22 protein-coding genes are annotated in these 24,799 nt (G+C 66.6%); 7 read left to right on the top strand and 15 right to left on the bottom strand.

Features of this window, described 5'->3' with window-relative positions:
* The coding region (locus AC1DSZ_RS21145; RefSeq protein ID WP_476840310.1) for a hypothetical protein at nucleotides 1–304 on the bottom strand (304 nt) is incomplete at its 3' end.
* A gap of 796 nt (nucleotides 305–1,100) precedes the next feature.
* A complete protein-coding gene (locus tag AC1DSZ_RS21140; RefSeq protein WP_476840309.1) occupies nucleotides 1,101–1,358 on the bottom strand; it encodes a DUF6719 family protein in 258 nt (85 codons plus the stop codon).
* 590 nt (nucleotides 1,359–1,948) lie between these two features.
* On the opposite strand from AC1DSZ_RS21140, the gene AC1DSZ_RS21135 reads away from it, so the two are divergent.
* Nucleotides 1,949–3,712 carry an ATP-dependent nuclease gene (locus tag AC1DSZ_RS21135; RefSeq protein WP_476840308.1) on the top strand — a complete coding sequence of 588 codons (1,764 nt, stop codon included), beginning with the start codon at nucleotides 1,949–1,951 and terminating at the stop codon, nucleotides 3,710–3,712.
* Nucleotides 3,713–3,740: 28 nt separating this feature from the next.
* Here the strand turns inward: AC1DSZ_RS21135 and AC1DSZ_RS21130 are convergent, their stop codons facing one another.
* Nucleotides 3,741–4,517: a bestrophin-like domain gene (locus tag AC1DSZ_RS21130; RefSeq protein WP_476840307.1), complete on the bottom strand. Its 777-nt coding sequence runs from the start codon at nucleotides 4,515–4,517 to the stop codon at nucleotides 3,741–3,743.
* Nucleotides 4,518–4,695: 178 nt separating this feature from the next.
* Here AC1DSZ_RS21130 and AC1DSZ_RS21125 point away from each other — a divergent pair, with 178 nt between their 5' ends.
* Complete coding sequence (locus AC1DSZ_RS21125) at nucleotides 4,696–6,198, top strand: MDR family MFS transporter (RefSeq protein WP_476840306.1); 1,503 nt, start codon at nucleotides 4,696–4,698, stop codon at nucleotides 6,196–6,198.
* A 35-nt stretch (nucleotides 6,199–6,233) separates the two neighbouring features.
* Here AC1DSZ_RS21125 and AC1DSZ_RS21120 read toward each other — a convergent pair whose 3' ends face one another.
* Entirely contained in the window at nucleotides 6,234–6,950 is a 717-nt protein-coding gene (locus AC1DSZ_RS21120; protein ID WP_476840319.1) for a DUF1499 domain-containing protein, read from the bottom strand.
* 213 nt (nucleotides 6,951–7,163) lie between these two features.
* Here AC1DSZ_RS21120 and AC1DSZ_RS21115 point away from each other — a divergent pair, with 213 nt between their 5' ends.
* On the top strand, nucleotides 7,164–7,934 hold the full coding sequence (locus tag AC1DSZ_RS21115) for a hypothetical protein (protein ID WP_476840305.1): 771 nt from the start codon (nucleotides 7,164–7,166) through the stop codon (nucleotides 7,932–7,934).
* 339 nt (nucleotides 7,935–8,273) lie between these two features.
* Here AC1DSZ_RS21115 and AC1DSZ_RS21110 read toward each other — a convergent pair whose 3' ends face one another.
* The 3 genes from AC1DSZ_RS21110 to AC1DSZ_RS21100 form a co-directional block, all read right to left on the bottom strand.
* A complete protein-coding gene (locus tag AC1DSZ_RS21110) occupies nucleotides 8,274–9,941 on the bottom strand; it encodes a UvrD-helicase domain-containing protein (protein WP_476840304.1) in 1,668 nt (555 codons plus the stop codon).
* Nucleotides 9,938–11,878, bottom strand: coding sequence for an ATP-dependent nuclease (locus AC1DSZ_RS21105; RefSeq protein WP_476840303.1), 1,941 nt, complete (start codon nucleotides 11,876–11,878; stop codon nucleotides 9,938–9,940). Before AC1DSZ_RS21105 ends, AC1DSZ_RS21110 begins: the two co-directional genes overlap by 4 nt.
* A gap of 135 nt (nucleotides 11,879–12,013) precedes the next feature.
* Entirely contained in the window at nucleotides 12,014–13,636 is a 1,623-nt protein-coding gene (locus AC1DSZ_RS21100; RefSeq protein ID WP_476840302.1) for a long-chain-fatty-acid--CoA ligase, read from the bottom strand.
* A 142-nt stretch (nucleotides 13,637–13,778) separates the two neighbouring features.
* Here AC1DSZ_RS21100 and AC1DSZ_RS21095 point away from each other — a divergent pair, with 142 nt between their 5' ends.
* Nucleotides 13,779–14,309, top strand: coding sequence for a MarR family winged helix-turn-helix transcriptional regulator (locus AC1DSZ_RS21095; protein WP_476840301.1), 531 nt, complete (start codon nucleotides 13,779–13,781; stop codon nucleotides 14,307–14,309).
* Nucleotides 14,310–14,465: 156 nt separating this feature from the next.
* On the opposite strand, the gene AC1DSZ_RS21090 is transcribed toward AC1DSZ_RS21095, so the two are convergent.
* From AC1DSZ_RS21090 to AC1DSZ_RS21070, 5 genes are all read right to left on the bottom strand, one after another.
* Nucleotides 14,466–15,167, bottom strand: a complete 702-nt coding sequence (locus AC1DSZ_RS21090) for an HAD family hydrolase (protein WP_476840300.1) — start codon at nucleotides 15,165–15,167, stop codon at nucleotides 14,466–14,468.
* 131 nt (nucleotides 15,168–15,298) lie between these two features.
* Nucleotides 15,299–15,670 (bottom strand): hypothetical protein, encoded by a 372-nt coding sequence (locus tag AC1DSZ_RS21085; RefSeq protein WP_476840299.1) that lies wholly within the window; start codon nucleotides 15,668–15,670, stop codon nucleotides 15,299–15,301.
* 120 nt (nucleotides 15,671–15,790) lie between these two features.
* Complete coding sequence (glyS, locus tag AC1DSZ_RS21080; protein WP_476840298.1) at nucleotides 15,791–18,073, bottom strand: glycine--tRNA ligase subunit beta; 2,283 nt, start codon at nucleotides 18,071–18,073, stop codon at nucleotides 15,791–15,793.
* A gap of 341 nt (nucleotides 18,074–18,414) precedes the next feature.
* Nucleotides 18,415–19,026 (bottom strand): cysteine hydrolase family protein, encoded by a 612-nt coding sequence (locus AC1DSZ_RS21075; protein WP_476840297.1) that lies wholly within the window; start codon nucleotides 19,024–19,026, stop codon nucleotides 18,415–18,417.
* A 207-nt stretch (nucleotides 19,027–19,233) separates the two neighbouring features.
* Nucleotides 19,234–20,160 (bottom strand): glycine--tRNA ligase subunit alpha, encoded by a 927-nt coding sequence (locus AC1DSZ_RS21070; protein WP_476840296.1) that lies wholly within the window; start codon nucleotides 20,158–20,160, stop codon nucleotides 19,234–19,236.
* 421 nt (nucleotides 20,161–20,581) lie between these two features.
* Here AC1DSZ_RS21070 and AC1DSZ_RS21065 point away from each other — a divergent pair, with 421 nt between their 5' ends.
* Both AC1DSZ_RS21065 and AC1DSZ_RS21060 read left to right on the top strand, forming a co-directional pair.
* Nucleotides 20,582–20,878, top strand: a complete 297-nt coding sequence (locus tag AC1DSZ_RS21065; protein ID WP_476840295.1) for a hypothetical protein — start codon at nucleotides 20,582–20,584, stop codon at nucleotides 20,876–20,878.
* Between the two features lie 114 nt (nucleotides 20,879–20,992).
* Nucleotides 20,993–21,316: a hypothetical protein gene (locus AC1DSZ_RS21060; protein ID WP_476840294.1), complete on the top strand. Its 324-nt coding sequence runs from the start codon at nucleotides 20,993–20,995 to the stop codon at nucleotides 21,314–21,316.
* A gap of 62 nt (nucleotides 21,317–21,378) precedes the next feature.
* Here AC1DSZ_RS21060 and AC1DSZ_RS21055 read toward each other — a convergent pair whose 3' ends face one another.
* Both AC1DSZ_RS21055 and AC1DSZ_RS21050 read right to left on the bottom strand, forming a co-directional pair.
* Nucleotides 21,379–22,158 (bottom strand): tRNA1(Val) (adenine(37)-N6)-methyltransferase, encoded by a 780-nt coding sequence (locus tag AC1DSZ_RS21055; protein WP_476840293.1) that lies wholly within the window; start codon nucleotides 22,156–22,158, stop codon nucleotides 21,379–21,381.
* Nucleotides 22,148–22,387 (bottom strand): putative signal transducing protein, encoded by a 240-nt coding sequence (locus tag AC1DSZ_RS21050; RefSeq protein ID WP_188516580.1) that lies wholly within the window; start codon nucleotides 22,385–22,387, stop codon nucleotides 22,148–22,150. The genes AC1DSZ_RS21055 and AC1DSZ_RS21050 overlap by 11 nt, the downstream gene beginning before the upstream one ends.
* A gap of 210 nt (nucleotides 22,388–22,597) precedes the next feature.
* Here AC1DSZ_RS21050 and AC1DSZ_RS21045 point away from each other — a divergent pair, with 210 nt between their 5' ends.
* Nucleotides 22,598–23,623, top strand: coding sequence for a polyprenyl synthetase family protein (locus AC1DSZ_RS21045; protein ID WP_476840292.1), 1,026 nt, complete (start codon nucleotides 22,598–22,600; stop codon nucleotides 23,621–23,623).
* Nucleotides 23,624–23,873: 250 nt separating this feature from the next.
* On the opposite strand, the gene AC1DSZ_RS21040 is transcribed toward AC1DSZ_RS21045, so the two are convergent.
* A complete protein-coding gene (locus tag AC1DSZ_RS21040) occupies nucleotides 23,874–24,782 on the bottom strand; it encodes a 4-(cytidine 5'-diphospho)-2-C-methyl-D-erythritol kinase (RefSeq protein ID WP_476840291.1) in 909 nt (302 codons plus the stop codon).
* Nucleotides 24,783–24,799: the final 17 nt, after the last annotated feature.

The following is a 24,799-nucleotide window of genomic DNA, read 5'->3' as shown; positions in this document are numbered from 1 at the left end:
GGCCGGCTGCGGGCGCCGAGGCCGTTGCGCCGGCGGTTCCGGCCGCGACGCCGCCCGATCCGGCCGCCGGGGTGCCCGCCCCGGAAGGCGCGACCCCACCGGAGGCCCGGCCGGCTGCGGCAGCGATCCCGGAACCGCCGAAGAAGGACGAGCCGCCAAAGGGCGACCCGCCAAACTGGGCGGGCGAGGACGCGGCCGGCGCGGTCGAGGGCGCGCGGAGGGAGCCGGTCTCGAACACGTCGAGCGCCTGGCTCTGGACGCACCGGCAGGAGACATGGCCGGTGCGGACGTTCTTGGAACACATCAGTTGAGCAGCGCCCCAGGCTTGACCTTGGCACGGCCGAGCCGGCTGAGCGCCTGCAACCGAACAGGATCCGGCGATCGCCAGACCCGCGAGAACTAGTGTACGCATGGACATCGATTAAGCCTCACCATGACGTGCGCCCGACAAGCACGACGCGACACTCGGGTTCAGCTTAATTTACTTCAAAGTTGAAAGTTCCTGAGGAATTCGCGTTAACCGTGCCGCCGCGCGAAAGCACGCCCCGCGCCACCCGGCACGCCCCGCCGCCGCTCGCGATTCGGGATAAAAGCGCCGCAGCCCCGCCCCTCCCCTCGACGGGGAGGGAGGGGCTTCGCGCCAAGCACATGGATAGGCCGCACTCCACGTCCGGTGGCCTACGAGGAGCGCAGCGACGAGCACCCTCCCCTTGAGGGGGAGGGTCGACGGGCGAAGCCCGGCGGGGTGGGGTGCAGCCGGGCGTGAGGTTCACCGTCAAAAGCCAGCCCGACGCCTGGCGTCACCCCACCCCGCCGCTGCGCGGCGACCCTCCCCCTCAAGGGGAGGGTGGGGCTGCGGCATTTATCGAAAAGCGCGGCAGCAACCCGTCGCCCCGCACCGCCCAGGACGAGGCTGACCGGCCGCGCGCCAACTCTCTCCCGCACAGCGGGGGAGATAAACGCCGCAGGCGACAGAGGGGGCGCCGCAGCGCCGCTCCGCCGCGAACACCCCCGCATCCCGGCGCTCAACCGCCCCCTCCCTGCCCTCCCCCGCTGCGCGGGAGAGGGTTCCGCCTCAGGTCCGGCGCGCCGGCCCCGGCTCACACGCCGTTGGGACGCGGCACGCACACTTTCTCGCGCGGAACGCCGCCGCCGCCGCTCACCATGCGGCCGACGCGGGTGCCGGCCGTCACCTTCAGGATCTGTCCCTTGGGGCAGGTCTTGTTGTCCACATACACGAACTGCCCGCCCCTCAGCTCGCCCTGCGGCGGCTCATAGGTCATCACCCGCTGGGCGCTGGCGCCCGTCCCGGCCAGCCCGAGCGCGGCCGCCGCAATCGCGATGCGAAACCCTGTCATGGCGCGTTCTCCCCTGTGGGCCCCGCTTGCGGACGCCGCTCCGGCGCGGCGCGCCGGCCTTGGCCGCCGCCTTGCCGCGAGGCCCCGCATGGTCGCGCCAATCGGGCGAAAGCTCAGCCGTGCAGGCGAGCTAGGCTGGAGCTAGGCCAGCGCCTAGGAACCCTGGATGCAGCCACGCGGCTCTGCTTAAGCCGCCGGCCCTAGACACGCCCCTTTGGGGATAGGCCAAGGGCGACAGGAAGCCTCCCCATCCGTAACGACGCCGCAGCCCACCCTCCCCTCGAGGGGGAGGGTCGACGGCCGCAGGCCGACGGGGTGGGGTGCAGCCGGGCGGGAGGCTCACCGGCCAAGGCACGCCCGCCCCCAGTTGCACCCCCAACCAGCCGCTGCGCGGCGAGCCTCAAGGCGAAGAGTGAGGCTGCGGCGTCGTTCCCGCCCGCTTCATCTCCGTCACAAACGGCTGGCTACTTTGTACAGAATGGCTTGCAAATGCGAAAATCGAGGGAGCAGCAGCTAAACTGCGCTGCCCTGTTGCGGTAACGGATTGGATTTATCAAAATCAAAAAACAGATTCGCCGACTGGGTTCCACATGACAGCACAGCGCCTAAAAAGCATCCGACTAAGAAATTTCAAAAGGTTCAAGAATTTTGTCATTTATGCAGACAAGTCCAATATACTTGTCGGTCCAAATAACGCAGGAAAATCATCGATTTTAGATAGCCTTCGGATTTTGTATGGCGTAAAAAGGTATGCTACCCGATTCAGGCCAAAGATTATTTCGACCTACGAGGGCGATCAGTACGGGTATGAGATTCCAGAATCGTCTATTCCTATCAATGTCGACCATGTTGCACATAATTTCAGTGACGATGATGCCGAACTTGAGTTCACGCATCAAAACGGCGAACGACTCAAGGTTGCCTTTGGTCGAGATCACTTACCGAGAGCTCACATTGTAGGTTCTGGTACCTCTTCATACGATTCAAAAAGCTATTTCAAAAGATTTCCCTTGGATATTGTTGTTGTTCCTACCTTGTCTCCCTTTGAAAATTCAGAGCCGTACATATCTGATGAGTTCGTGGAGCGGCAACGTTCAACTCGACTTTCTTCACGCCATTTCAGAAATATATGGTACCGACAAAAAAATGATTTCGCAGAGTTCAAACGCTTGGTGGAGTCTACTTGGGCAGGGGTGACCATCGATGCACCCACCCGCCCCCCACTAATCAACTCCAACATGGAAATGTTCTTCTATGAGGGACGGCTTGCTCGAGAAATTGCCTGGTCCGGCTTTGGTCTGCAAGTGTGGATGCAGATCATTACCCACCTGATGCGCGCAGGTCCAAGCTCTATATTTGTTCTCGATGAGCCCGATGTTTATCTTCACCCCGACATGCAGCGGAAACTTGTTAAGTTAATTTCCGACCGATTTGAACAGTATTTCCTTGCTACGCATTCTACAGAAATAATCAATGAGGCAGATATTGGCGATATTCTGACTATTAATTCTGACAGGAACTCGTCCAAGCGGATACAAACCGATTCAGATTACAATGACGTTTACAATTACATCGGATCAATCGAAAATGTTGAACTTGCAAAACTGTCCCGGGCTAAGCGCGTCGTATTCTTTGAAGGAAAAGATAAAAAACTACTTTCAAGTTTTGCTCGAAAAATAGGGCTTATGAATCCTCTCGGTTCAGTTGACACAGTGATTATCGAGGTCGGGGGCTTTGGGCAATGGACTCGAGTGACTGATACAGCCTGGACTTTCAAAAATGTCCTCCAGATTGAAGTTGCAATATTCGCGTTGTTTGATCGTGACTACCGCGACAGTCGAGAAATTGATAGCACCGTGAAAGACATTGAATCCCACGGGGTCGAATGCGCGATTTGGAATCAGAAAGAGATAGAGAATTATGCTTTAGTTTTAACAAGCCTTGTCAGAACTATCGTAAGTAGATGCAATGAACGCGGACATAATGTATCAGCTATTGTAGCAGAAAAAATTGTCGTCGAGATTTCGGATCAATATCGACATGATGTTTACGCGAATTATGCTGGAAACAGATTTAGATATGAACAGAAGATCAAAAGTGGGATGGATCTTGCGCAAGCCTTCAAACTTACAAGTGTTGCCATGGACAGCCAATGGAACGATATTCATTCTCGCCTTAAAATCATTCCAGGAAAGCAGTTTATTGCAGCTTTGTCGGGATACCTACAGGAAAAATTCGGAACCTCGATCACGGCGAACATGCTCATTGAAGGACTTAAGAGAGACGAAATAGATAGCGAGCTTCTGACACTACTAAAGCGCCTATCGCGCTTTTGTAACGCTGGAGCTGAGTAGGCTGTGCGCTTCTAACGTCGCGCCCCCCTCACCCCTCCCCCACCGCCCTTGCAATCGCCGCCGGCGACACGCTCGTCTCGCCCCGGAAGGGCGAGTCCATGGCCAGGATCAGCGCCACCACCATGCCGATGGCGCCCATGTGGAGGCAGATGAGGCCGAGGCCGAAGCGGTCGAGGGTGTGGCGGCCGTTCATGATCATGGCGCCGAACAGGAACAGGGCGATCACCTCCCAGAACAGGGCGGGCACGCTCTTGGTGGCGCTTTCGAGCCGGCCCTGGCGCAGCTCCTCGGCCTTGTCGATGAGGCCCGCGAGGCCGGCGGCCTCGCCCGGGGGGAGCCGGCGCACGGCCGCGACGAGGTCGGCGAGGCGCGCGCCGGCTTCCTCGGACAGGCGGGGCGCGGCTTCGGCCAGGGCCTTCCACTCCGTGTCCACCACCGCCCGGCCGTAGCGCCGCAGGGCCGCGCGGGCCTCGGCGGCCTGCGGATCCGCGAGGCGGGCGAGGTCGCGGTCGAGGCGGGCCAGCACGGAGCCTTCGCGCAGGGCGGCGTCGTCGGCCTTGCCGAAATTGCTGCGCACGTCGGTGAGCACCAGCGCGAGCACGAAGATCGCGAAGGCGAGAAGGCCGCCATGCACGGCCTCGGCGAGCTTGGACTGCCCCTCCAGCACGGCCGGATCCACCCGCCGCAGGATGCGCCGCACCGCCAGCGCGACCAGCACGGCGAGGCCCGCCATGCCGACCACCCCGGCCAGCAGCAGCACGGGGTCGCTCTGGGACGACACGAAGCGATCCAGCCAGCCTGCCATGCCGCCCTCCCGTGGCGTTTACGCTCGCTCCGGTTGTAGCGCGGGTTCGCGCCGGGCGCGACGGCGCTTTGCGGGCGGGGGGCCGACAGCGGCGTGGTTGAACTCTGGCCGGCGGAGTGCATTTAAGGGGCCGAAAGCGCGGCGCCCGCTGGCGGCGTCGGCCCCGTCGAGATCCCCCATGTCCGCACCCAGCCTCGGCGCCCACGCGCAAACGCGGCGACCGCTCGTGATCGCAGCCGTGATGGCCTCCATGTTCATGGTCGCGATCGAGGCCACGATCGTGTCCACCGCCATGCCGCAGATCGTGGCCGAGCTCGGGGGCCTGGACCTCTACGCGTGGGTGTTCTCGAGCTTCCTGCTCACGCAGACGGCCATGACGGTGGTGTTCGGCAAGCTCGCGGACCTGTATGGGCGCAAGCCCGTGATGCTGGCGGGCATCGGCGTGTTCCTGGTCGGCAGCGTGCTGGCCGGGTTCGCGTGGTCGATGCCGAGCATGATCGCGTTCAGGCTCATCCAGGGCGTGGGCGCGGGCGCGATGCAGCCGATCGCGATGACGATCGTGGCCGATCTCTACCCCGCGCAGGAGCGCGGCAAGGTGCAGGGATACCTCGCCAGCGTGTGGGCGGTGTCGAGCGTGCTCGGGCCCATCGCGGGCGGGCTCATCATCCACGCGCTCTCGTGGGCGTGGATCTTCTGGGTGAACGTCCCCATCGGGCTCGCGGCCGCCTGGATGTTCGTGCGCTACCTGCGCGAGGAGCCGCGCACGGCCGAGCGCTCCATCGACTACGCGGGCGCGGCGCTGTTCACGGTCGCGACGGCGGCGCTGATGTTCGCGCTCACGCTGGCGGGCGGGCAACGGCCGGACGTGGCGCTGGGCGCGGCGGGCGTGTTCGCGCTCAGCGCGGGCCTGTTCGTGTGGCAGGAGCGGCGCGCGCCCGACCCCATGGTGTCGTTCGCGCTGTGGCGTCGGCGGCCGATCGCGGCCGCCAACGGGGCGGGCCTGCTCGCCGGCATGGCGCTGATGGGCCTGACCACGTTCCTGCCCATGTATGTGCAGGGCGTGCTCCACCGCTCGCCCGTGACGGCCGGGCTCACGCTCACCATGCTGGTGCTGGGCTGGCCCGCGGGCGCGACGCTGGCGGCGCTGCTGTTCCCGCGCTTCGGGCTCCGGCGCATCATGATCGCGGGCGGGCTCCTGCTGCCGCTGGGCGCCTGCGTGTTCGTGACGCTCGGGCCCGGCAGCTCGCCCGTGTTGGCCGCCGTGGGCTCGGCCGTGATGGGCCTGGGGATGGGCCTGTACTCGATCGCGTCGCTCGTGCTCATCCAGGAGAGCGTGGACTGGAGCCAGCGCGGGGTCGCGACCGCGAGCAACCTGTTCGCGCGCAATCTCGGGAGCACGCTGGGGGCGGCCGCGCTCGGGGCCGTGCTCAACTGGTCGCTGGCGCGCGCGCCGGGCGTGGGCGCGGTGTCGAGCGAGCGCCTGCGCGCCGCGCTGGAGAGCGCGCCGGGCGCGCCCGCGGACCCGGCGCTCACGGCCGCGCTGCAGGGCGCGCTGCACCTGACGTTCTGGAGCATGCTGGCGCTCGCTTGCGCGATCGTGTGCGTGACCCTGCTGGTGCCCGCCTCCTCGGACGCGCTGGGGCGGCGCGCGGCGGCGCCCGCGCCTTCGGCGGGCGAGTAGCGTCCGCCCTCCCCCGCTCAGTCGCGCGGCCCCGCTCAGTCGCGGTTGTCCGCGAGCTCCTGCAGCGCGCTCAGGAAGGTGCTGATGCGCTTGGCGTTGGCGCCCAGGTCGTGCGCGCCCGTGCGGGAGCGCGAGCGCACGTCCACGCGCGCGCCGGCCGCGAGCGGGCGGATGCGCACGGTCACGTCCAGGGGCATGCGCATCACGAGCGTGTGGTCGACCGCGTCGATGCGCCCGACGCCCGAGCGACCGCCCGGAGCCGCGCTCTCGATCACGCTCCAGCCGCGCGCCTGGGCGGCCTTGAGGGCGAGCGCGTAGGCGTCCTGCGCGCTGAGCTCGAGCGTGAGCGGGGCCACGCCCGGATAGGCGCCCTTCTGCGCGTCGCGCGCCTCGCGGGCGGGCTCGGGCGGGAGCGCGCCCCCGCGCGCCTCCAGCGCCTTGCGCGAGCGCGAGAAGGCGGGCGGGTCCGCGACGTCCGTGCTGACGTCCGCGAGCCGGGGCAGGCGCACGGCCTCCGCGCCCATCCAGGCCGGCAGGGCCACGATGGCGCCCGCCACCAGCATGCCGCCGAGCGCCTGGCCAAAGCCCGGGCGCCCGTCCCCCCAGATCACCGCGAAGGCGGCCACGGCCAGCAGCGCGGCCGCGATCGCAATCGCGAGCCCGGCCCCGAGCACCACCACGGCGGCGGGCAGCTCGATGCGGCCGGTGCGCCCCAGCGCGACGCCGAGCAGCACCAGCGCCAGCGCGAACATGGCCAAGCGCCCGCTCCACAACGCGGCCCGCGAACGCGGCAGATCAACAACCAGACGACGCATGCCCCAGACTTACAGCGAACCGCCAAGCTCGGCCAGAGCGTCGATCATGACTTGACTATTTTCCTATTTCGTGGAATTGTCAAGCTCAGGCCGGCGACGCCCCTCGGGGACGCTGCGCCTGTCCCGATCCCCGTTCACGCATGGCGCCCGATGCTGCTCGAAGTTCTGCTCCATCTCGTCACCCCGGTTCCGCGCGGCCTGCGCCGCATGGGGCTGTTGCGGGACAGCATCGCGCTGTGGTCGCGCGGGGCGCGGCGGCGGCGGGACTGGCGGCCGCACGAGGAGCGCTGCCACGCGGCCGTGCGGCAGGCGCTGGCGGGCGTCAAGCGCCGGCGCAAGGCGGTGGTGCTGGGCTCCGGCCTCGTGCGCGACGTGCCGCTGGCGGAGCTCGAGGCGGCGTTCGACGCCGTGCTCCTGGTGGACGCCGTGCACCTGCCCTTCGTGCGCGCCCGCATGGCGCTGAGGCCGAAGGTGCGCCTGCTGGTGCGCGACCTCACCGGCCTGGCGGACTGGCTCGCGGGCGCGGCGCCGGGCCGCGCCGATCCCCTGGCCGACCTCGCGGCCGACCCGGAGGTGGATTTCGTGGTGTCGGCCAACGTGCTCTCCCAGCTGCCGTTGGGCGTGGAGCGCTTTCTCGACCGCCACCCCGCCCGCGCGGCGGCGCTGCCGGCCGACATCGCGGACCGCACGGTCGCCGACCACCTCGCCGACCTCGCCCGCTTCCCCGGCGCCGTCTGCCTGCTCACGGATGTCGAGATGCGGGAGGAGGATCGCCAGGGCCATGTCGTCGACCGGCTCGACCTCCTGCGCGGCCACGCCCTCCCGCCGCCCCTGGCGACCTGGGACTGGACGATCGCGCCGTTTGGGGAGGTGGAGCGGAACAGGCGGTTGGTGCACCGGGTGGGGGTTTGGGGGTGGTGAGGGGGTCGGGTTGGATGCGGAGAGGACACCCACCATTGCGCAGCAACCAAAAAACGCGGCCCAAAGCGCTAGCGGTGCGCGTGTAGTGGCTGCTGGGCCGTGATGCACTTGAACTTGTGACCGACCGCCAGCGCCACGCCGCGGATGAGAAGCTTTTTGGACTCACCCGGCGTGTCGGTAAAGCGCGGCCGGCGCATGCAAAGTCTCGCATGGTGGAGTTTCCCACACGGGTGGTAGCTCGCGGGGAATGGAGAGGCGCAAGCAACCGGGGCGTGTGCTGGGTGGAGGCTGGGTTAGGCTGCAGCGAATTGTTAAGATTGGACCACTGGGTCGACCCCCTCAATTGTTGTTAATAGCATAACCGACAAATTCGCTATGAGGCGTACGAGCAATATCCCAGCGGGCACGAGTAAAATTTTCTGGCCTTGAGCGATGGTCGCAGTATGTGAGGTAGAGTTGTTTCTTAGCGCGGGAGATGCCGACGAAATAAGCGGATCTTTCGTCCGCCAACTTACCCCAAAAGGTTTGGCTTTCAACACCGAGAATTATGACAGTGTTGAACTCGAGCCCCTTGCTCTTATGAATCGACATGATGCGAACGGCCTCGTCGCCGGAGAAGGACGCGAGCGCAGTAGCGGGGTCGCCGCCGGTAGCAAGTAGGGCCTGAGCGCGATCGATTGTGGTTAAGATCAACTTCTCCAATCGGTCACCGTGGACATATTCCATGGACATGGCAACGATCTTGTCGCGGCCGACACTGTTTAAAAGATCGCTTACGATACTTCGAACATCGTCTGCGTTTTTTAATTTAAGCTCAGACTTTGATATGCGGCAGCGGATTTCATTTATAAATCGTTGCCAACGAGAGCGCTCCTGGTACTCTCGCTCTTCGTCAAAGCTGTAGTCGAATAAGACTTGCCCGACCAAACGCCTGTGTGCTGCAAATTCGCGTTGACCACAAACGACGAGCAAGAAATCGACAATTAACCGTGCCACCGGTTCGGACGCGAGATCTTGAGAGGAATCTTCTTCCCTATAAGGTATTTTTGCGGCAACAAAATTGCTGATAAGCTGCTGACAATAAAAATTTTGTTCGCGACGGACAAGTACTGCAATCTCGGACGGCGGAATGCCATCCTCCTGGATAAGGCCGCGGATCAACTGCGCAAGTGCCTCAGCCTCTTCGGCATCATGGGCGTAGTGAAGTACATCAATTGATCCGCTGTCGCCGGAAATCTCGTCGTCAGTGACTGCCGCTGGAGCATCCATGACGCGCACCATCGCATTCTGCATGCGGCGCAGCCGCGGCTCAGAGCGGAAATTCTGGTACAGGTTCAATTGACGAGCAGAAAAGTCGTTGGCAAACGTATTGAAGATTCCTTCCAGCGCACCAGCCCAGCCCATAATGCTCTGCTTGGTATCTCCTACTGCAGTCAAGGTCGCAGGCGAACCCAAAAAACACGCTTTTATCAAAGTATATTGATCTTTCGTGCAGTCTTGGAATTCATCAAGGAACACGTGGCTGTATGTTTGGCGCAAAGCGTTCCTTGCAACAATGCTTTGCACGATTATCGTGCGCGCTAACGGCACCATGTCTGCGAATGTGATAGACTCGTTTTGCACTCGGACAGGAGCAATGATGTAATCGCTGTTTAACGTGTCGCGGCCCTGCAGGACCGGTCTGAAGCGGTCGATGAGACGCTTCGCAAAGGCATGAAAAGTGTAACTGTCTAGACGCAAGCTGAGCTCAGGTCCGCATCGTCTGCGAACGCGCGCCTTAAGATTATGCGCCGCATCGACCTTGAAAGAGATCGCCAGAATGCGCCGCGGATATCGGCAAACGCCGGTTCGCAAGAGGAAGTCGGCGCGCTGAGCGAGTAGCTCCGTTTTTCCAGCTCCGGGCCCAGCCGTAAGTGCGACATTGCGAGCAGTTTCCGTCGCAGCGTCGAGAGCGTTCGGCTCAAGGAAAAGACCGTCCGAAGGTGCCCACCTTCCAATCGGGATCATTCTGGTAAAGCTTCCAGCTTGGCTTGAAGGGCCACTATGAGGCGGGTGAGGACTGCAGGCATGCCGGCCTGCAACTCGTCATCATCGAGTACGGCCAGCGCCTTAACATGATGACTAGGCTTACTACCTACTTTGAAGCGACTGTGATAAGCGTCAAACAGTTGCTGTTGCTCCGATTGGTACAGATCTACGAATGCATCATGATTTTTTCCTAGCACTGATTTTATAGTTTCGGCGTCAGGATCCCCAACCTCAATACATGTATCAACGTCGTAGGCATCTTGGAACGATTGAAGCATCATGAAATCCAAATCAAGCGGAAATGAAAAGAATACTCCGTAACCTTCCAAATATCTGATCCATTTCAGTGCATCCTCCTTAAATCGTGGCGTATTGGCGTTCCATTTCGGAATGCTGTCCACTATAGGCTGCGTGAGCTTGCTGTCGATCCTATAATCGAGCAATTGCTTAGCAGCATAGCGCACCCGCCCCCAACCTCCCTGCCAACGCGCCAGATCTAGATCGAGAAGTGTGACGTGCGGAATGCCGAGGCCGTGCAGCAATCGCCAGAAGTGATTTATGTGACGACCACCCAAAGGAACAATTGAGATTGATGCGTCGTCCGCCAGCATTCCCTTGGCGGCAAGCATGCGTGGGAGTACAATTTCTTCACTATCGCCTTCGCCAAGAATAACCAAGCGTGCGAAATATAGCTCGGGAAACGCCTTAACAGCTTGGCGAACGTACTTTTCGGCGTCGTCATCGTTAGCGGGCATGATGATCGGAGAAACGACAGTTCGACGATGGTTGTCGAGACGCAGGTACCTGACACTCTCGGGATCAACACGCCGCAGCAGCGACGGCGCATGTGTAGCAACTAGAGCCTGCGCGTCTCGGCCAGAACCAAACACCTTTAACGTTTGAATTACGCGGCCGAGATAATGTGGGGAGAGACTGTTTTCCGGTTCTTCTACTGCCAATAACGTGAAGACCGGAGGGCGCAGTTTATCGATGTCGAAAGCATCGCTGCCTGCAAGCACCTTGTCGCCTATTTCACGGATGGCCAGCACAAGGCTAATATACAGAAGCGACTGCTGGCCATCGCTCAACCGGGAGAAATCCACAAGCGGGGCATCTGGAGCTGGTGCGAAGATTACGTTCAGATGGCGTAGCAGCGCTTCTATTTCGCTACGTGCAAACGAGACCGATGGGTTCGCATAAAATTTGCCCTTATGTAGCGTTTCCCATGCCTTCGTCACTTCAGCGCCGATTTCAGCGACAGCCGTGTTGCCGGTCAATGCCTCAGTAATCTGCGCGGTGAGTTCGGAGATTACAGCACGCTCAGACGCCCAATTCGCGGCACGCAAGACGCGCCCTAACAGGGCGTTAGCAGAGTAGGACACATGATCTGCTGGATTGCGGCGCGCTGGGAGGTAGTGCACCTGGATGGAGTTGCGTTCGGGCTTAGAGACCCGGCTTTCGCTCTGGATTACTCCAGCCGCATCAATCTTGTTGACCGCAGTGAAAGCTTCTTCGATCTCGCCGTCCTGGTCCAAAATTGCATGCAACCTAAGGCGCACCAGTATTGATTGATCGTCCGTCTCCATCTGCATGTGAGCAAAATTGCCCGGCACAGACGGCTGGAGATCGCCATCGGCAGCAACTGCAAGTTCCGGAAATTCAAAATCTGCCTCCAGCCACAACATGCGTTCGGCTGGAGTATTCGCTGGATCTTCGTTTGCTGCTACGTGGAAATCCGTCACTTGGATCTTCCGCTGTGCGGGGTCGAGACTGAACATTCTAGCCAAAGCCTGCAATATCGCAGTCTTGCCGGACCCGTTAGGCCCAATTATGAAATTGGTGTCATTGAAAGAAATTTGCGTAGGCTCTTCTCCGAAGCAACGAAAGTTGCTAAGCCTAAGTCGAACGAGCTTCACAGTTATCTCCTTTTTTGGCTTGTAGTGTTTCGCGAAATTTGGGATCGCGAAGTGACTACAAGTAAAATTTTATTTCTTCATAAAAAAGTATACGCCCTGTAACACAACGCGTAGTGTTTGGGACGGGTTTTGAACTCACTCAAACCGATAATCCCGAAACCGCTCCCGCAACTCCATCTTCTGAATCTTCCCCGTCGCCGTATGCGGGATCTCCGGCACGAAGACCACGTCGTCGGGCATCCACCACTTGGCGATGCGGCCTTCCATGAAGGCGAGGATCTTGTCCTTGGTGGGTTGCGTGTCGGGCTTGGGCACCACGATCAGGAGGGGGCGTTCGTCCCATTTGGGGTGGCTGATGCCGATCACGGCGGCTTCGGCGACGTCGGGGTGGCCGACGGCGAGGTTCTCGAGGTCGATGGAGGAGATCCACTCGCCGCCGGACTTGATGACGTCCTTGGCGCGGTCGGTGATCTGCATGTAGCCGTGCGGGTCGATGGTGGCGACGTCGCCGGTGTCGAACCAGCCCTCCTCGTCGAGGATCTGGCCGCCCTCGCCGCGGAAATAGCTCTTGCTCACGGCCGGGCCGCGCACCTTGAGGCGGCCGAAGGTCTTGCCGTCGCGCGGCAGCAGGAGGCCGGAATCGTCCGTGATCTTCATCTCGACGCCGAAGGGGGCGACGCCCTGCTTCATCTTGATGTCGTAGAGGGCGTCTCCCTCCAGCCCCGCATAGTCCTGCTTGATGGAGCAGACGGTGCCGAGCGGGCTCATCTCGGTCATCCCCCAGGCGTGCAGCACCTGGACGCCGTAGTTGCGCTCGAACTTCTCCGTCATGGCCCGCGGGCAGGCCGAGCCGCCGATCACCACGCGCTTGAGGCTGGTGAGCGGCTTGGCGGTGCTCTCCAGAAAGGCGAGCAGGCCGAGCCAGACGGTGGGGACCGCGGCCGTGCAGGTGACGCCGAGCGTTTCGAGCAGCTCGTAGACGGAGGGGCCGTCGAGCTTGGCGCCGGGCATCACCATGGTGGCGCCCGCCATGGGGCCCGAGAAGGCGAAGCTCCAGCCATTGGCGTGGAACAGCGGCACCACCGGCATGGCGACGTCGCGCGAGGAGAGGTTCAGGCAATCCGGCGCAACCGCCATCATGGAATGGAGGATGTTGGAGCGGTGGCTGTAGACCACGCCCTTGGGGTTGCCGGTGGTGCCGGAGGTGTAGCACATGCCGGCGGCCGTGTTCTCGTCGAACTCGCGCCACCGGAAGTCGCCATCGGCCTCGGCGAGCCAGCTCTCGTACGCGACGGCGTTTTTCAGCTTGGTCTGCGGCATGTGGGCCGCGTCCGTGAGGATGATGAAGCGCTCCACGGTGGGCAGGCGATCGGCCAGGCGCTCCATCAGGGGCACGAAGGTGAGGTCGAGGAACAGGACGCGGTCCTCGGCGTGGTTCATGATGTAGGTGATCTGGTCGTCGAACAGGCGCGGGTTGACGGTGTGGTAGACCGCGCCGACGCCCGTGATGCCGTACCAGCATTCCAGGTGGCGCCAGGTGTTCCAGGCCAGCGTGGCGACGCGGTCTCCGAGCTTGATGCCGTCGCGCTCGAGCCGCTGGGCGCATTGGAGGGCGCGGCCGCGCAGGTCGCGGTAGGTGATTCGATGCATCGGCCCCTCGACCGAGCGGGAGATGACCTCGCGATCGCCGTGCTCGCGCGCCGCGTGATCGATCACGCGGCTGATGAGAAGCGGCCAATCCTGCATCAAACCTTGCATCATCCCCTCCCGGAGGCGTTTTTCCCGCGCGTTTCTCGCGCTTTGCCAGTGGGGTTCATCTTAGCGCAGCCGGGCGCTTGCGGAAGCCGTCAGGAGGCGAATAGTTAGGGTCGCGGAAGTTGCAGACGACGAGAGTGTGAGCGTGATCCAGTTCCCCGAGAGCGCTTCTGCCCCCGACGGCGCGGCCGGCCCGGCCAGCGCGCCGCCGTCTCCCCCGGCCAGCGAGGACGTGCTGCGCACATGGTTCCGCTTTCTGCGGCTGCACCACCGCATCACCTCGCGGGCCGCGCAGGAGTTTCGTCGCATTGGGCTCTCGGTCCCGCAGTTCGACCTCCTGTCGACGCTGTCGGAGCGCGAGGGCGCGAGCCAGCAGGAGATCGCCGAGCGGCTCTACGTGACCAAGGGCAACGTCTCGGGCCTGATCGACCGGCTCACCGCGCAGGGGCTGGTGGAGCGCCGCGCTCTGCCCGCGGACCGGCGCTCCTACGCGCTGCATCTCACCGACCAGGGCCGCGCGCTGACCGAGCAGGGGCTGGCGCTGCAAAAGCAGCTGATCGGCGAAACGCTGGGCCGGCTGCCGGCCGCCGACATCGCGACGCTGGACGGCTTGCTGGTGCGCTGGCGCGACCGGGTGCGGGAGCTGCCCGAGCAGGTGGGCGAGGCGGCGGAGTAAGTTTTTGGGCCGGGCTTGGTGTGGGTCGGGCTCCCCTCATCCGACCTCGCTGCGCTCGGCCACCTTCTCCCCGTGCCGGGGAGAAGGGCGGAACGGCGCCGTGGCCGCAATGGACCCCCTCGCCCCGGAACGGGGAGAGGGTTGGGGTGAGGGCTCTTAGAGGGTCCGCAGCAGGGCCGGCAGGTCGGCGATCGAATCCACCACGTGGTCGGCGTGGGGCTCAAGCTCGGCGCGGGGGGCCGGGCCGGTGAGCACCGCGATTGCGACCGCGCCGGCCGCGCGGGCGGCGTGGAGGTCGTGCGTGCTGTCGCCCACCAGCGCGACGGCGGCGGGCGGGACGCCGAGCGTGGCCGCGAAGGCCAGCACCATGCCGGGCTCGGGCTTGCCGCCATGGCCGGAGTCATAGCCGGCGACGAAATCCAGATGCGGCGTCAGCCCCATGCGCTCGGCCTGGGCCAGCGCCGAGGCCTCGGCGTCGTTGGTGGCGACGCCCAGCCGGTAGCCGTCGGCCGCGAGCTCCTGCAGCACGGCAAGCGGCTCGCCGATGGGGGCGAGCCAATGCAGGCCCCAGTGGCGGAACAGGTCGTCCATCTCGGCGTGGAGATCGGGGCCGTCATCGCGGCCCAGGGCGTCGGCCCAGAGGTGCCCGTAGCTCTTGGAGGAGCCGGCCACCAACGGCGAGGTGCGCAGGAAGCGGCGTTCCTCGACGATGTATTCGTTGAGCTCGGCCAGGCGCGCCAGCGCGGCGGCGTCGCCCTTCGCCATGGCGGTCATGGCCTCGTAGGCGGCCGGCCCCCAGGTGGCGTCGAAATCGATGAGGGTGCCGTCCTTGTCGAAGAGAATGCCCTTGAGCGCCACGCCGTATCCCCGGTTGAGCCGCGCCGCGCGGCGCCCCGGTGGTAGTGGGTTTGGGCTGAGGGGTCCAGCGCTCGGCGTCTCCGGCTCGCGGCGAGCGTCAGCTCGCGGCGACCTTCAGCTCGCGGCGAGCGTCAGCTCGCGATGCGATCGGCGGCGAGCGGGGTGATGATGCGGATGAGGTCGAGGCGGCGGCGCAGCATGGCTATCCGGTAGGCGTTGCGCTCGCCCACCGCCGCGAAGGGGCCGCCGGCCGCGAGCCGGGCCGCGATGGCCTGCGCCATCTCGAGCTGCTGGATGGTGCGGCGATAAAGCCCCTCCTCGAAGGTCGTGAGGGCGGAGCGCATGTGGTCGAGCTCGGCGGCCGCGATCTGGTCGGCGCTGCGTCCCAGCGCCTCGCGGAGCACGGCGTTGAGGCACAGATAGGCGGTGTCGCGCTGGCGCTCGGGATCCAGCATCGCGAACTGCGCGCCGATCACGTCGAGAGGGAGATCCTGAAGGGACATGCGCGCTCCGTCCGCCTGCTTCGTGGACGGATACTATGGCGCATGTCTTAACTTATATCAAATGTTGGATTGTATATTTCGGTTGTATATCCACAGGCGTGCAGAGCCGGGAAGGCCGGCTCAGCCCTGGATGGCCGAGAAATCCGCCACCGCGCGGGTCGCCTCGCGCAGGCGCGACAGGAGGCGCAGGCGGTTGGCGCGCAGGGCCGCGTCGTCGGCGTTCACCGTGACCTTGTCGAAGAAGGCGTCCACGGCCGGGCGCAGCGCGGCCAGCGCCGCCATCGCGCCCTCGAAATCCTCCGCCTGAACAGCCGCGCGGGCGCGGGTCTCGGCGGCGTCGAGGGCGGTCGCGAGGGCCTGCTCCTCGGGCTGGGCGAGCAGCGCGGGGTCGACCGGCTCGGCGAAAGTGCGGCCGTCCTTCTTCTCCTCGATGCGCAGGATGTTGGCGGCGCGCTTGGCGCCGGCCAGGAGGTTCCGGCCGTCCTCGGTATCGAGGAAGCGGCCCAGCGCCTCGACGCGACGGACGATCATGAGGAGATCGTCGTTGGCGGCTCCGGCGGCGGCCCCTGGATCCCCTTCCCGCGCCTGCGGCGCGCCGGGGATGACGGCGGATGGAGCCAGCACGGCGTCGATCAGGTCGTGACGCGCGCCCTGGTCGCGGAGGTAGGTCTTGAGGCGGTCGTGGAAGAAGGAGAGGAGGTCGGCGCTGGCCACTAAGGAGCGGCCGTCATCCCCGGCGGACGGCGCAGCCGTCCGGGAAGGGGATCCAGCCTTCGCGCCCGTGGCCCCTGGATCCCCTTCCCGCGCCTGCGGCGCGCCGGGGATGACGGCGGTGTGGGCGTTGAACACGCGCGCCAGTGGCAAACTCACCCCATTCTCCAGCACGATCCGGATCACGCCCAGCGCAGCCCTTCGCAACGCGAACGGGTCCTTGCTCCCCGTCGGCTTCTCGTCGATCGCCCAGAAGCCCACCAGCGTGTCGAGCTTGTCGGCCAGCGCCACGGCCACCGACACCGGGTCGGTCGGCACGCGGTCGGTCGGGCCCTGCGGCTTGTAGTGCTCCTCGATGGCGGCGGCGACGCTCCCGTCCTCGCCCTGGAGTTCGGCGTAGCGGCGGCCCATGAGGCCCTGCACTTCGGGGAATTCGCCCACCATCTCGGTGACGAGGTCGGCCTTGGCGAGCTCGGCCGCGCGGGCGGCGAGCTCCGGGTCGGCGCCGACCAGCGGGGCGAGTTCGCGCGCCAGCGCGACGATGCGGTCGATGCGCTCGCCCTGCGTGCCGAGCTTTTCGTGGAACACGATGCCGAGCGCGCGCAGCTTGGCGAGGCGCTGGTCCAGCGGCTTCGGCGAGGCGCTCTCGAAATCCGGCAGCGGGCGCTGGTCGGTCTCCCAGAAGTGGCGGGCGTCCGACAGGCGGGCGCGCACCACGCGCTGGTTGCCGCCGACGATCTTTTTGCCGCCGTCGCTGGCCTCGATGTTGGCGACCAGCACGAAGCGGTTCGTGAGCGCGCCCGTGGCCGGCTCGCGCAGCACGAAGCATTTCTGGTTGGCCCGGATGGTGGCGCGCACCACCTCGGGCGGAATGGCGAGGAAGCTCTCGTCGAAGGAGCCGACCAGCGTCACGGGCCATTCCACGAGGCCGGCGACCTCCTCCAGCAGGCCCTCGTCCTCCACCAGCTCCAGCCCGCGCGCGAAGGCGAGGTTCTTCGCGTCAGTGAGGATCATCTGCTTGCGGCGGTCGGCGTCGAGCACCACCTTGGCGCGCTCCAGTGCGGCCACGTAGTCATCGAAGCGGCGCACGATGATGAGGTCCGGCGCCAGGAAGCGGTGGCCGCGCGTGACGTCGGCCGAACGGAGGCCGTCGATCTCGAACGGCACAACCTCGGGCGTCTCCATCTCGTGCCCGAAGGTGCACAGGATGGATTGCAGCGGCCGCACCCAGCGCAGCGCGCCCGGCTGGGCGGAGGCCGCGCCCCAGCGCATGGACTTCGGCCACGGGAAGCCGCGGATGATGCCCGGCATGATGTCGGCGATCACCTCGGGCGTGGCGCGGCCGGGCTTCTCGACCACCGCGACGTAGAACTCGCCCTTCTTGGGGTCGCTTTGCACCTGCGCCTGGCTGATGTCGGTCAGGCCGGCGCTTTTCAGGAAGCCCTGCAGGGCGGCCTCGGGCGCGCCGACGCGCGGGCCCTTCTTCTCCTCGCGCAGGTCCGGCTGGCGGGCCGGCAGGCCGACGACGTGCAGGGCGAGCCGCCGCGGCGTCGCGAACGCCTGGGCGCCCTCATACACGCAACCCCGCTCCACCAGCGCGTCGGTGACGAGCTTCTTCAGGTCCTCCGCGGCGCGCCGCTGCATGCGGGCGGGGATTTCCTCGCAGAAGAGTTCGAGCAGAAGATCGGGCATGGCGGTCGCGGTTCGTTTCGGGCCGGAATGGGCCGCTACGCTTTAAGCGGAGCCGGCGGGCCTGTCGAGGGATGGGGGCAAGCGATCGTTGCGCGCGATCCTTCTCCCCTCGGGAGAAGGTGGCCCGAAGGGCCGGATGAGGGTCTAGCGGGCAGAGTTGTGCTCCGCGGGCGCCAGCGCTTGGCGCCCGGCGCCAGACCCTCATCCGTCAGCTTCGCTGACACCTTCTCCCGGGGGGAGAAGGGGCGCGCATCCCGTTATAGCCAGGCGCTCGGCCGCCCTCACCCCAGCCCTCTCCCTGTGCCAGGGAGAGGGGGCGCGTTGCGGCGTTTTCGGCGATTTCAGGCTTCGATCTCGGCGGCGCGGCAGATCACGGCGAAGCGGTCGGAGAGTTCGGTGAGCGCGGCGCGGTGGATGGCGGCGGCGGAGAGGGGTTCGCCGCCCAGCGCGTCGGGGAGGTCGCGGGTGGCGCAGGAGTCGGCCGCGACCGTTGTGCGGAAGCCGAGGTCCAGCGCGGCGCGGGCCGTGGAGGAGACGCACATATGCGTCATGAAGCCGGCCAGGATCAGCTCCTTGCGGCCGGTCGCCTTGACGAGATCGAGCAGCGTCGTGCCCGCGAAGGCGTTCGGCAGGCCCTTTTCGACCACCGTCTCGGCGCCCACCGGGGCGGCGTCGTCGGCGATCTCGAAACCCGCCGTGTCGGGATCGAACGCCCCGCCGGAGCCGGCGCGGCCCTTGTGGACGACGTGGAAGATGGGCGTGTCCTGCACGCGCGCGCGGTGCAGCAGGCCGGCGATCACCTTCAGGGCGGGCCGGGCGTCCGGCAGCGCGAGCTTGCCGTCGACATACTCATTCTGCACGTCGATGAGGACGAGCACGGCCTCGTGGAGCTTGGCGGGCGCGAGATTGGCGCCGGCCATCTGGAGCAGCGTGCGGGGCGCTGGTGCGGTCATCGAGGATCCTCCCGTTTCGGCGGGAGAGTACACGGATTGGCGGCGGTGGGGAGGGCGCAGACCGGCCGTTAGCCAGTCACTTCGCCGTCATCCCCGGCGCGCCGCAGGCGCGGGAAGGGGATCCAGGGCAAACGCGCCCGTGGCTCCTGGATCCCCTTCCCGGCCTGCTGCGCAGGCCGCCGGGGATGACGGCTGAGAGAAGGCGCCTCAGGCCGCGACGAAGCCGCCGGCTTCGGTTTTCAGGAAGGCCGCCCCGCAGGCCTTGGCGAGTTCGCGGACGCGCAGGATGTAACTCTGGCGCTCGGTGACGGAGATCACCCCGCGGGCGTCCAGCAGGTTGAACATGTGGCTGGCTTTGATGCACTGGTCATAGGCCGGCAGCGCCATGGCGTGAGCGGCGGCCTCGCCGCGGTCGCCCTTTTCCAGCAGCGAGCGGCACTCGGCCTCGGCGTCCTTGAAGTGCTGGAACAGCATCTGCGTGTTGGCGTGCTCGAAGTTGTGGCGGGAATATTCCTGCTCGGCCTGCAGGAATACGTCGCCATAGGTCACCTTCTCGGCGCCCTCCAGGCCGTTGAAGTTGAGGTCGTAGACGTTCTCGACGCCCTGCACATACATTGCGAGACGCTCCAGCCCGTAGGTGAGTTCGCCCGAGACCGGCGAGCACTCGAAACCGGCGACCTGCTGGAAATAGGTGAACTGGCTCACCTCCATGCCGTCGCACCAGCACTCCCAGCCGAGCCCCCAGGCGCCCAGCGTGGGGCTTTCCCAATCGTCCTCGACGAAGCGCACGTCGTGCAGGCGGGTGTCGATGCCGATGGCGGCGAGCGAGCGGAGATAGAGGTCCTGCAGGTCCGGCGGCGAGGGCTTCAGGATCACCTGGTACTGGTAATAATGCTGCAGGCGGTTGGGGTTCTCGCCGTAGCGGCCGTCCTTGGGGCGGCGCGAGGGCTGCACATAGGCGGCCTTCCACGGCTTGGGGCCGAGCGAGCGCAGCGTGGTGGCGGGGTGGAAGGTGCCGGCGCCGACCTCCATGTCGTAGGGCTGCAGCACCACGCAGCCCTGCTCCGCCCAGAAGCGGTGAAGCGTGAGAATGAGGCCCTGGAACGAGCGCGTGGGCTCGAGAGCGTCCGACATGGCGTGTTTCCGACGAGAGTGCTGCGAACGCGGCGGACCCTAAGGAGGGGGCGGGGGCGGGTCAAGGATGGGGTGGGGGGGCGCAAGGACGCCGGGCGCAACTCTCTCCCGCGCAGCGGGGGAGATGTCGGCGAAGCCGACAGAGGGGGCGCGCCACCCTCCCCTTGAGGGGGAGGGTCGACGGCCGAAGGCCGGCGGGGTGGGGTGAGGCTGGGGCACGGCGCGTTCGGGCAATCCTGGGCCCGGGCGCACGACGCCCGGCTTCACCCCACCCCGGCCCTGCGGGCCGACCCTCCCCCTCAAGGGGAGGGTGAAGAGAGCCCCCTCCCCCTTCTCCCCGTGTGCGCTCGCGCACCGTCTTCGCGCTCGCGGCGCCGCATGGTCCGCCCAAGCCCGAAACGGGCGGAACTGGGAGGTTCCAATGACCGTGAAGACCATCGCCGCGCTGGGCGGCCTCGCTTTGCTGATCACCCCCCTGGCGATGACCGCGATCGCGGGCGCTGACGCGCACCAGCCGGAGCGCGTGCCCGTGCCGACGCCCGTGGCCGAGTTGCGGGCCTCGCTGGCCGCCGCCGAGATGACCACGGGCTCGATCGCGCCGGCGCCGCGCGCCATCGAGGTGCGCAGCTGCGGGCCGGCCGTGCGCGTGGTGGCGACCGGCTATGGCGAGCCCGCCGGGCCGCGCTGCACAGTGAAGCGGAGCCCGGCCGGAAGCTGAGGCTGTGGTCGCCGTCGCTTAACCGAGAATGCAACTTATAATACACGCCATGATAATGCCCGAGTTGCGGCTGTGGTATAAGCGACCGACAACAAGTCTCGGAGGATCCAAGGAATGAAGCGTTTCGGAATGGTCCTGAGCAGCGTGTTCGCGCTGTTCCTGCTGTTCACGATGGCCCCGGAGGCGGCCAAGGCCGCCGCGGTGACGCCCGGCGCCGCCGTGCAGATCGAGAAGCAGGCGCCCGCGCTGGGCGAGCAGACCCAGTGGCGCCGCCACGGCTATTACGGCCACCGCCACTATTACGGCGGCCCGCGCTACTATGGCCGCCGCTACTACCGCCCGCGCGTGTACTACCGCCCGGCCTATCGCCCGCGCGTGGTCTGCCGCGTGCAGTACACCTATTACGGCCCGCGCCGCGTCTGCGTGCGCCGCTGGTAATCTCGTCCCTTACGGGCGATCGACCCTGGAACGACGAAAACCGGCCTCAGGGCCGGTTTTTTTCATGCGCGCGGCTCGCCCCAGTCGAGCACCGCTTCGCCGCGGTGCAGCGCCTCGGCCTGCGGGGTGAAGGACCCGTCCGGGCCGTGCAGCACGAGCCCGGCGGCGAGCGAAAAGGGCGCGCGGCTGCCGCGGACGCCGCGCAGCAGGACGCGGGTGGCCGGCTCGCCGGCGCGCGGATGGATCGGCAGCGCCGCGAGCGCGCCGAAGCGGCCGGCGGCGGCGGCCAGCAGGGCCGGCAGCGCGTCGGCGCGGTGAATCACGAGCAGCACGCCGCGGGGCCGGAGCAAGCCGGCGGCGGCCGCCATCCAGCCGTCGAGCCCACCCTCCGGCATCACATGCGCGAGCGCCCGGCCGCCATGCGGCGAGGCGCGCGAGGCGGCGGGGTCGAGGTAAGGCGGGTTGGTGAGCACGAGATCGGCCGAGCCGTCCGGCAGGCCGGCGGCCTCGCGCGCCGCGCGGCCCGCCAGCGCATCCGCCACGCAGGCATGGACGCGATCGCCGAGGCCGTTCAGGGCGGCGTTCTCGGCCGCGAGCGCCGCCAGCGCGGGATCGATCTCGACCAGCCGGACGCGGGCGCCTGGCGCGCGCAAGGCCAGCGCGAGGCCGACCGCGCCGGTCGCGGCGCCGAGGTCCACGGCGTCGCCCGCGAACTCGGCCGGCGCGGCGGCGGCGAGCAGCACCGCATCCGTGCCGGCGCGATGGCCGCGGGCGGGCTGGCGCAGCCGGAGGCGGCCGCCGAGCAGGCGATCCTCGACAGTGGCGGCCGGCTCAGACGGCATGGCCGCGCTCGGGCGTGAGCTCCGCGCCGAGGCCTGCGTCCTTCAGGATGCGCCGCGCCTGGCGCTCGTCGTCCTCCGGCACCAGCAGGCGGCGCGGGAAGGCGCCGATGCCGCCTTCCATGGCGCTCACATGGGCGTCGGCCAGGAAATACGGCACGTCGGCGCCGCCGAGCAGCGCCTCGACGAGCGAGATCAGCACGAGATCGTTGGTGCGCAGGATTTCCCGCATGCCGGCCCCCCGGGCGGCGAACCGGCTCGCCGCGCCGCTTCTTTGTGCGGCATCGCGGTGTGTTGCGGCAAGGGCGCCCCTCGTGGCACGGTGCCCCGCATTGGCGGTCGCCGTGTGTCCGTGGTACCGGAAACGCGCGCAGGGCCGAACAACGGCCCGCGCCGTGGGGTTTTGGGGCGTCCGGGCCGATCCGGAGAAAGGTTCACGCACGTGGGCATCGTGGTTTCCCTCGACGGCAAGCAGCCGTCCGGCGCCGGCGCGCCGAGCATCGCGCCGCTCGTGAAGCTCACGACATCCGGCATGGACCGGGTGAACCAGCTGATCCTGGCCCGGGTGGGCTCGGACGTGCTGCTGATTCCCGAGATCGCCAAGCACCTCATCAACTCCGGCGGCAAGCGCCTGCGGCCGATGCTGACGCTCGCCACCAGCGCGCTGTGCGCCTATGAGGGCGACGGCGACATGAAGCTCGCGGCCGCGGTGGAGTTCATGCACACGGCGACGCTGCTGCACGACGACGTGGTGGACGGCAGCGAGATGCGCCGCGGCAAGCTCGCGGCCCGGATGCTGTGGGGCAACGAGGCCAGCGTGCTGGTGGGCGACTTCCTGCTCGGCCAGGCCTTCAAGATGATGGTGGAGGTCGGCTCCCTGCAGGCGCTGGACGTCCTGTCCACCGCCGCCGCCGTGATCGCGGAGGGCGAGGTGATGCAGCTCGCCGCCGCCAAGAACACCGAGACCACCGAGGACGAATATCTCGCCGTGATCCGCGGCAAGACGGCGGCGCTGTTTGCGGCCGCCTGCGAGGTCGGCCCGATCATCGCGGGTCGCGCCAAGGCGGAGCAGACCGCCTGCCGCAGCTATGGGGCCAATCTCGGCATCGCGTTCCAGCTCATCGACGACGCGCTGGACTACGGCGGCCTCAGCGCCAATCTCGGCAAGAAGGTCGGCGACGACTTCCGCGAGGGCAAGATCACGCTGCCGGTGGTGCTCTCCTTCCGGCGCGGCACCGAGGACGAGCGCGCGTTCTGGAAGCGCACGCTGGAAAAGAGCGAGGCTTCCGACGCCGACCTCGAGCAGGCCATCGCGATCATGCGCCGCCACCGCGCCATCGAGGACACGGTGGAGCGCGCCCGCCACTACGGCGCGATGGCCAAGGACGCGCTGGCGCTGTTCCCCGACAGCCCCATGAAGCACGCCATGATCGAAGCCGTGGATTTCTGCATCGCCCGCTCGCACTGAGGCGGTAGAGGGCTGAGGGCCGAAGGCCCACCCTCCCCTTGAGGGGGAGGGTCGCCGGGCCTAGCCCGGCGGGGTGGGGTGCAGCCGGGCGACGGGCCCGAATGTCTCCTGATTTCTCGAACGGCAGTTTCGGCCCCGGCGAGCCTTGCCCCGGCGTCACCCCACCCCGCCGGCCTTTGGCCGTCGACCCTCCCCCTCAAGGGGAGGGTGTGGCTGCGGCGCTCTGGATGACGGCGCTTTAAGCGAGTCGTCAGCGCAACATCGTGGGCTTCACCCACCAGCCGGGGCGTTGGCCGGCGAGCGCGCGGGCGGCTTTAGCGGCGGCGTGGCAGTTGTCGAAAAGGGCGAAGCAGGTGGCGCCGGAGCCTGACATGCGGGCCAGCCGGCAACCGGCTTGGGCCCGCAGGGCGGCCAGCACGTCCGCGATCACAGGCGCGACCTGGGTGGCGGGGGCTTCGAGGTCGTTGCGCAGCGTCGCCAGCGATTCGATCAGCGCGGCGCGGCTGGACGCTTCAGGCTGGCGGATCGGCTCGGACAGCTCCCCGGTGGGCACTGTGAACATTGCGCCGCGCTCCAGCCCCAGGGCGGCGAAGACCGGCGGGGTTTCGACCGCCACGCGCGGGTTCACGAGCACGGCGAAGAGCGGCGGCAGCGCGAGCGGCGGGCCCACAGTCTCGCCCGCCCCCTCCATCATGCGCAGGCGCGGTACGAGGCATACGGGCACGTCCGATCCGGTCCGGCGCGCCGCTTCCAGCACGGCGGGGTGATCCGGCGCGAGATCGTTGAGGCGCGCCAGCAGGCGCAGCGCCGCAGCGGCATCCGACGAGCCGCCGCCGATCCCGGCCGCGACGGGCAGGCGCTTCAGCAACGTGAATGCGCCGGCGCGCAGCCCCGGGACCAGGGCCGCGAGATTGCGGGCGGCGCGAAGCACGAGGTTTTCGTCGTCCGGTCCCGCCGCCGTTGCGGTGGGGCCATCCACAGTGAGGGAGAGCGTCGACGCCGGCGCCAGCGCCAGCCGGTCCGCGACGCCCGCAAAGGCCACGAGGCTGGAGAGCGCGTGGTAGCCGTCGGCCCGCCGTCCGAGCACGTGCAACGCGAGGTTGACCTTGGCGGGCGCGCGCTCGTTCAGCATGGCGACCGATGGCTCAGCCGCGCGCATGGGCGATGAACGCCCAC

It is taken from the genome of Alsobacter sp. P4_H11 (genome assembly GCF_056400925.1).
This window is presented reverse-complemented; position numbering and strand designations above follow the sequence as displayed.

Excerpts from the sequence above, each read along its gene's own strand:
- AC1DSZ_RS21140 (WP_476840309.1), bottom strand. The coding sequence starts at position 1,358 with ATGACAGGGTTTCGCATCGCGATTGCGGCGGCCGCGCTCGGGCTGGCC.
- AC1DSZ_RS21135 (WP_476840308.1), top strand. The coding sequence starts at position 1,949 with ATGACAGCACAGCGCCTAAAAAGCATCCGACTAAGAAATTTCAAAAGG.
- AC1DSZ_RS21130 (WP_476840307.1), bottom strand. The coding sequence starts at position 4,517 with ATGGCAGGCTGGCTGGATCGCTTCGTGTCGTCCCAGAGCGACCCCGTG.
- AC1DSZ_RS21125 (WP_476840306.1), top strand. The coding sequence starts at position 4,696 with ATGTCCGCACCCAGCCTCGGCGCCCACGCGCAAACGCGGCGACCGCTC.
- AC1DSZ_RS21120 (WP_476840319.1), bottom strand. The coding sequence starts at position 6,950 with ATGTTCGCGCTGGCGCTGGTGCTGCTCGGCGTCGCGCTGGGGCGCACC.
- AC1DSZ_RS21115 (WP_476840305.1), top strand. The coding sequence starts at position 7,164 with ATGCTGCTCGAAGTTCTGCTCCATCTCGTCACCCCGGTTCCGCGCGGC.
- AC1DSZ_RS21110 (WP_476840304.1), bottom strand. The coding sequence starts at position 9,941 with ATGATCCCGATTGGAAGGTGGGCACCTTCGGACGGTCTTTTCCTTGAG.
- AC1DSZ_RS21100 (WP_476840302.1), bottom strand. The coding sequence starts at position 13,636 with ATGCAAGGTTTGATGCAGGATTGGCCGCTTCTCATCAGCCGCGTGATC.
- AC1DSZ_RS21085 (WP_476840299.1), bottom strand. The coding sequence starts at position 15,670 with ATGTCCCTTCAGGATCTCCCTCTCGACGTGATCGGCGCGCAGTTCGCG.
- glyS (WP_476840298.1), bottom strand. The coding sequence starts at position 18,073 with ATGCCCGATCTTCTGCTCGAACTCTTCTGCGAGGAAATCCCCGCCCGC.
- AC1DSZ_RS21075 (WP_476840297.1), bottom strand. The coding sequence starts at position 19,026 with ATGACCGCACCAGCGCCCCGCACGCTGCTCCAGATGGCCGGCGCCAAT.
- AC1DSZ_RS21070 (WP_476840296.1), bottom strand. The coding sequence starts at position 20,160 with ATGTCGGACGCTCTCGAGCCCACGCGCTCGTTCCAGGGCCTCATTCTC.
- AC1DSZ_RS21065 (WP_476840295.1), top strand. The coding sequence starts at position 20,582 with ATGACCGTGAAGACCATCGCCGCGCTGGGCGGCCTCGCTTTGCTGATC.
- AC1DSZ_RS21060 (WP_476840294.1), top strand. The coding sequence starts at position 20,993 with ATGAAGCGTTTCGGAATGGTCCTGAGCAGCGTGTTCGCGCTGTTCCTG.
- AC1DSZ_RS21055 (WP_476840293.1), bottom strand. The coding sequence starts at position 22,158 with ATGCCGTCTGAGCCGGCCGCCACTGTCGAGGATCGCCTGCTCGGCGGC.
- AC1DSZ_RS21050 (WP_188516580.1), bottom strand. The coding sequence starts at position 22,387 with ATGCGGGAAATCCTGCGCACCAACGATCTCGTGCTGATCTCGCTCGTC.
- AC1DSZ_RS21040 (WP_476840291.1), bottom strand. The coding sequence starts at position 24,782 with ATGCGCGCGGCTGAGCCATCGGTCGCCATGCTGAACGAGCGCGCGCCC.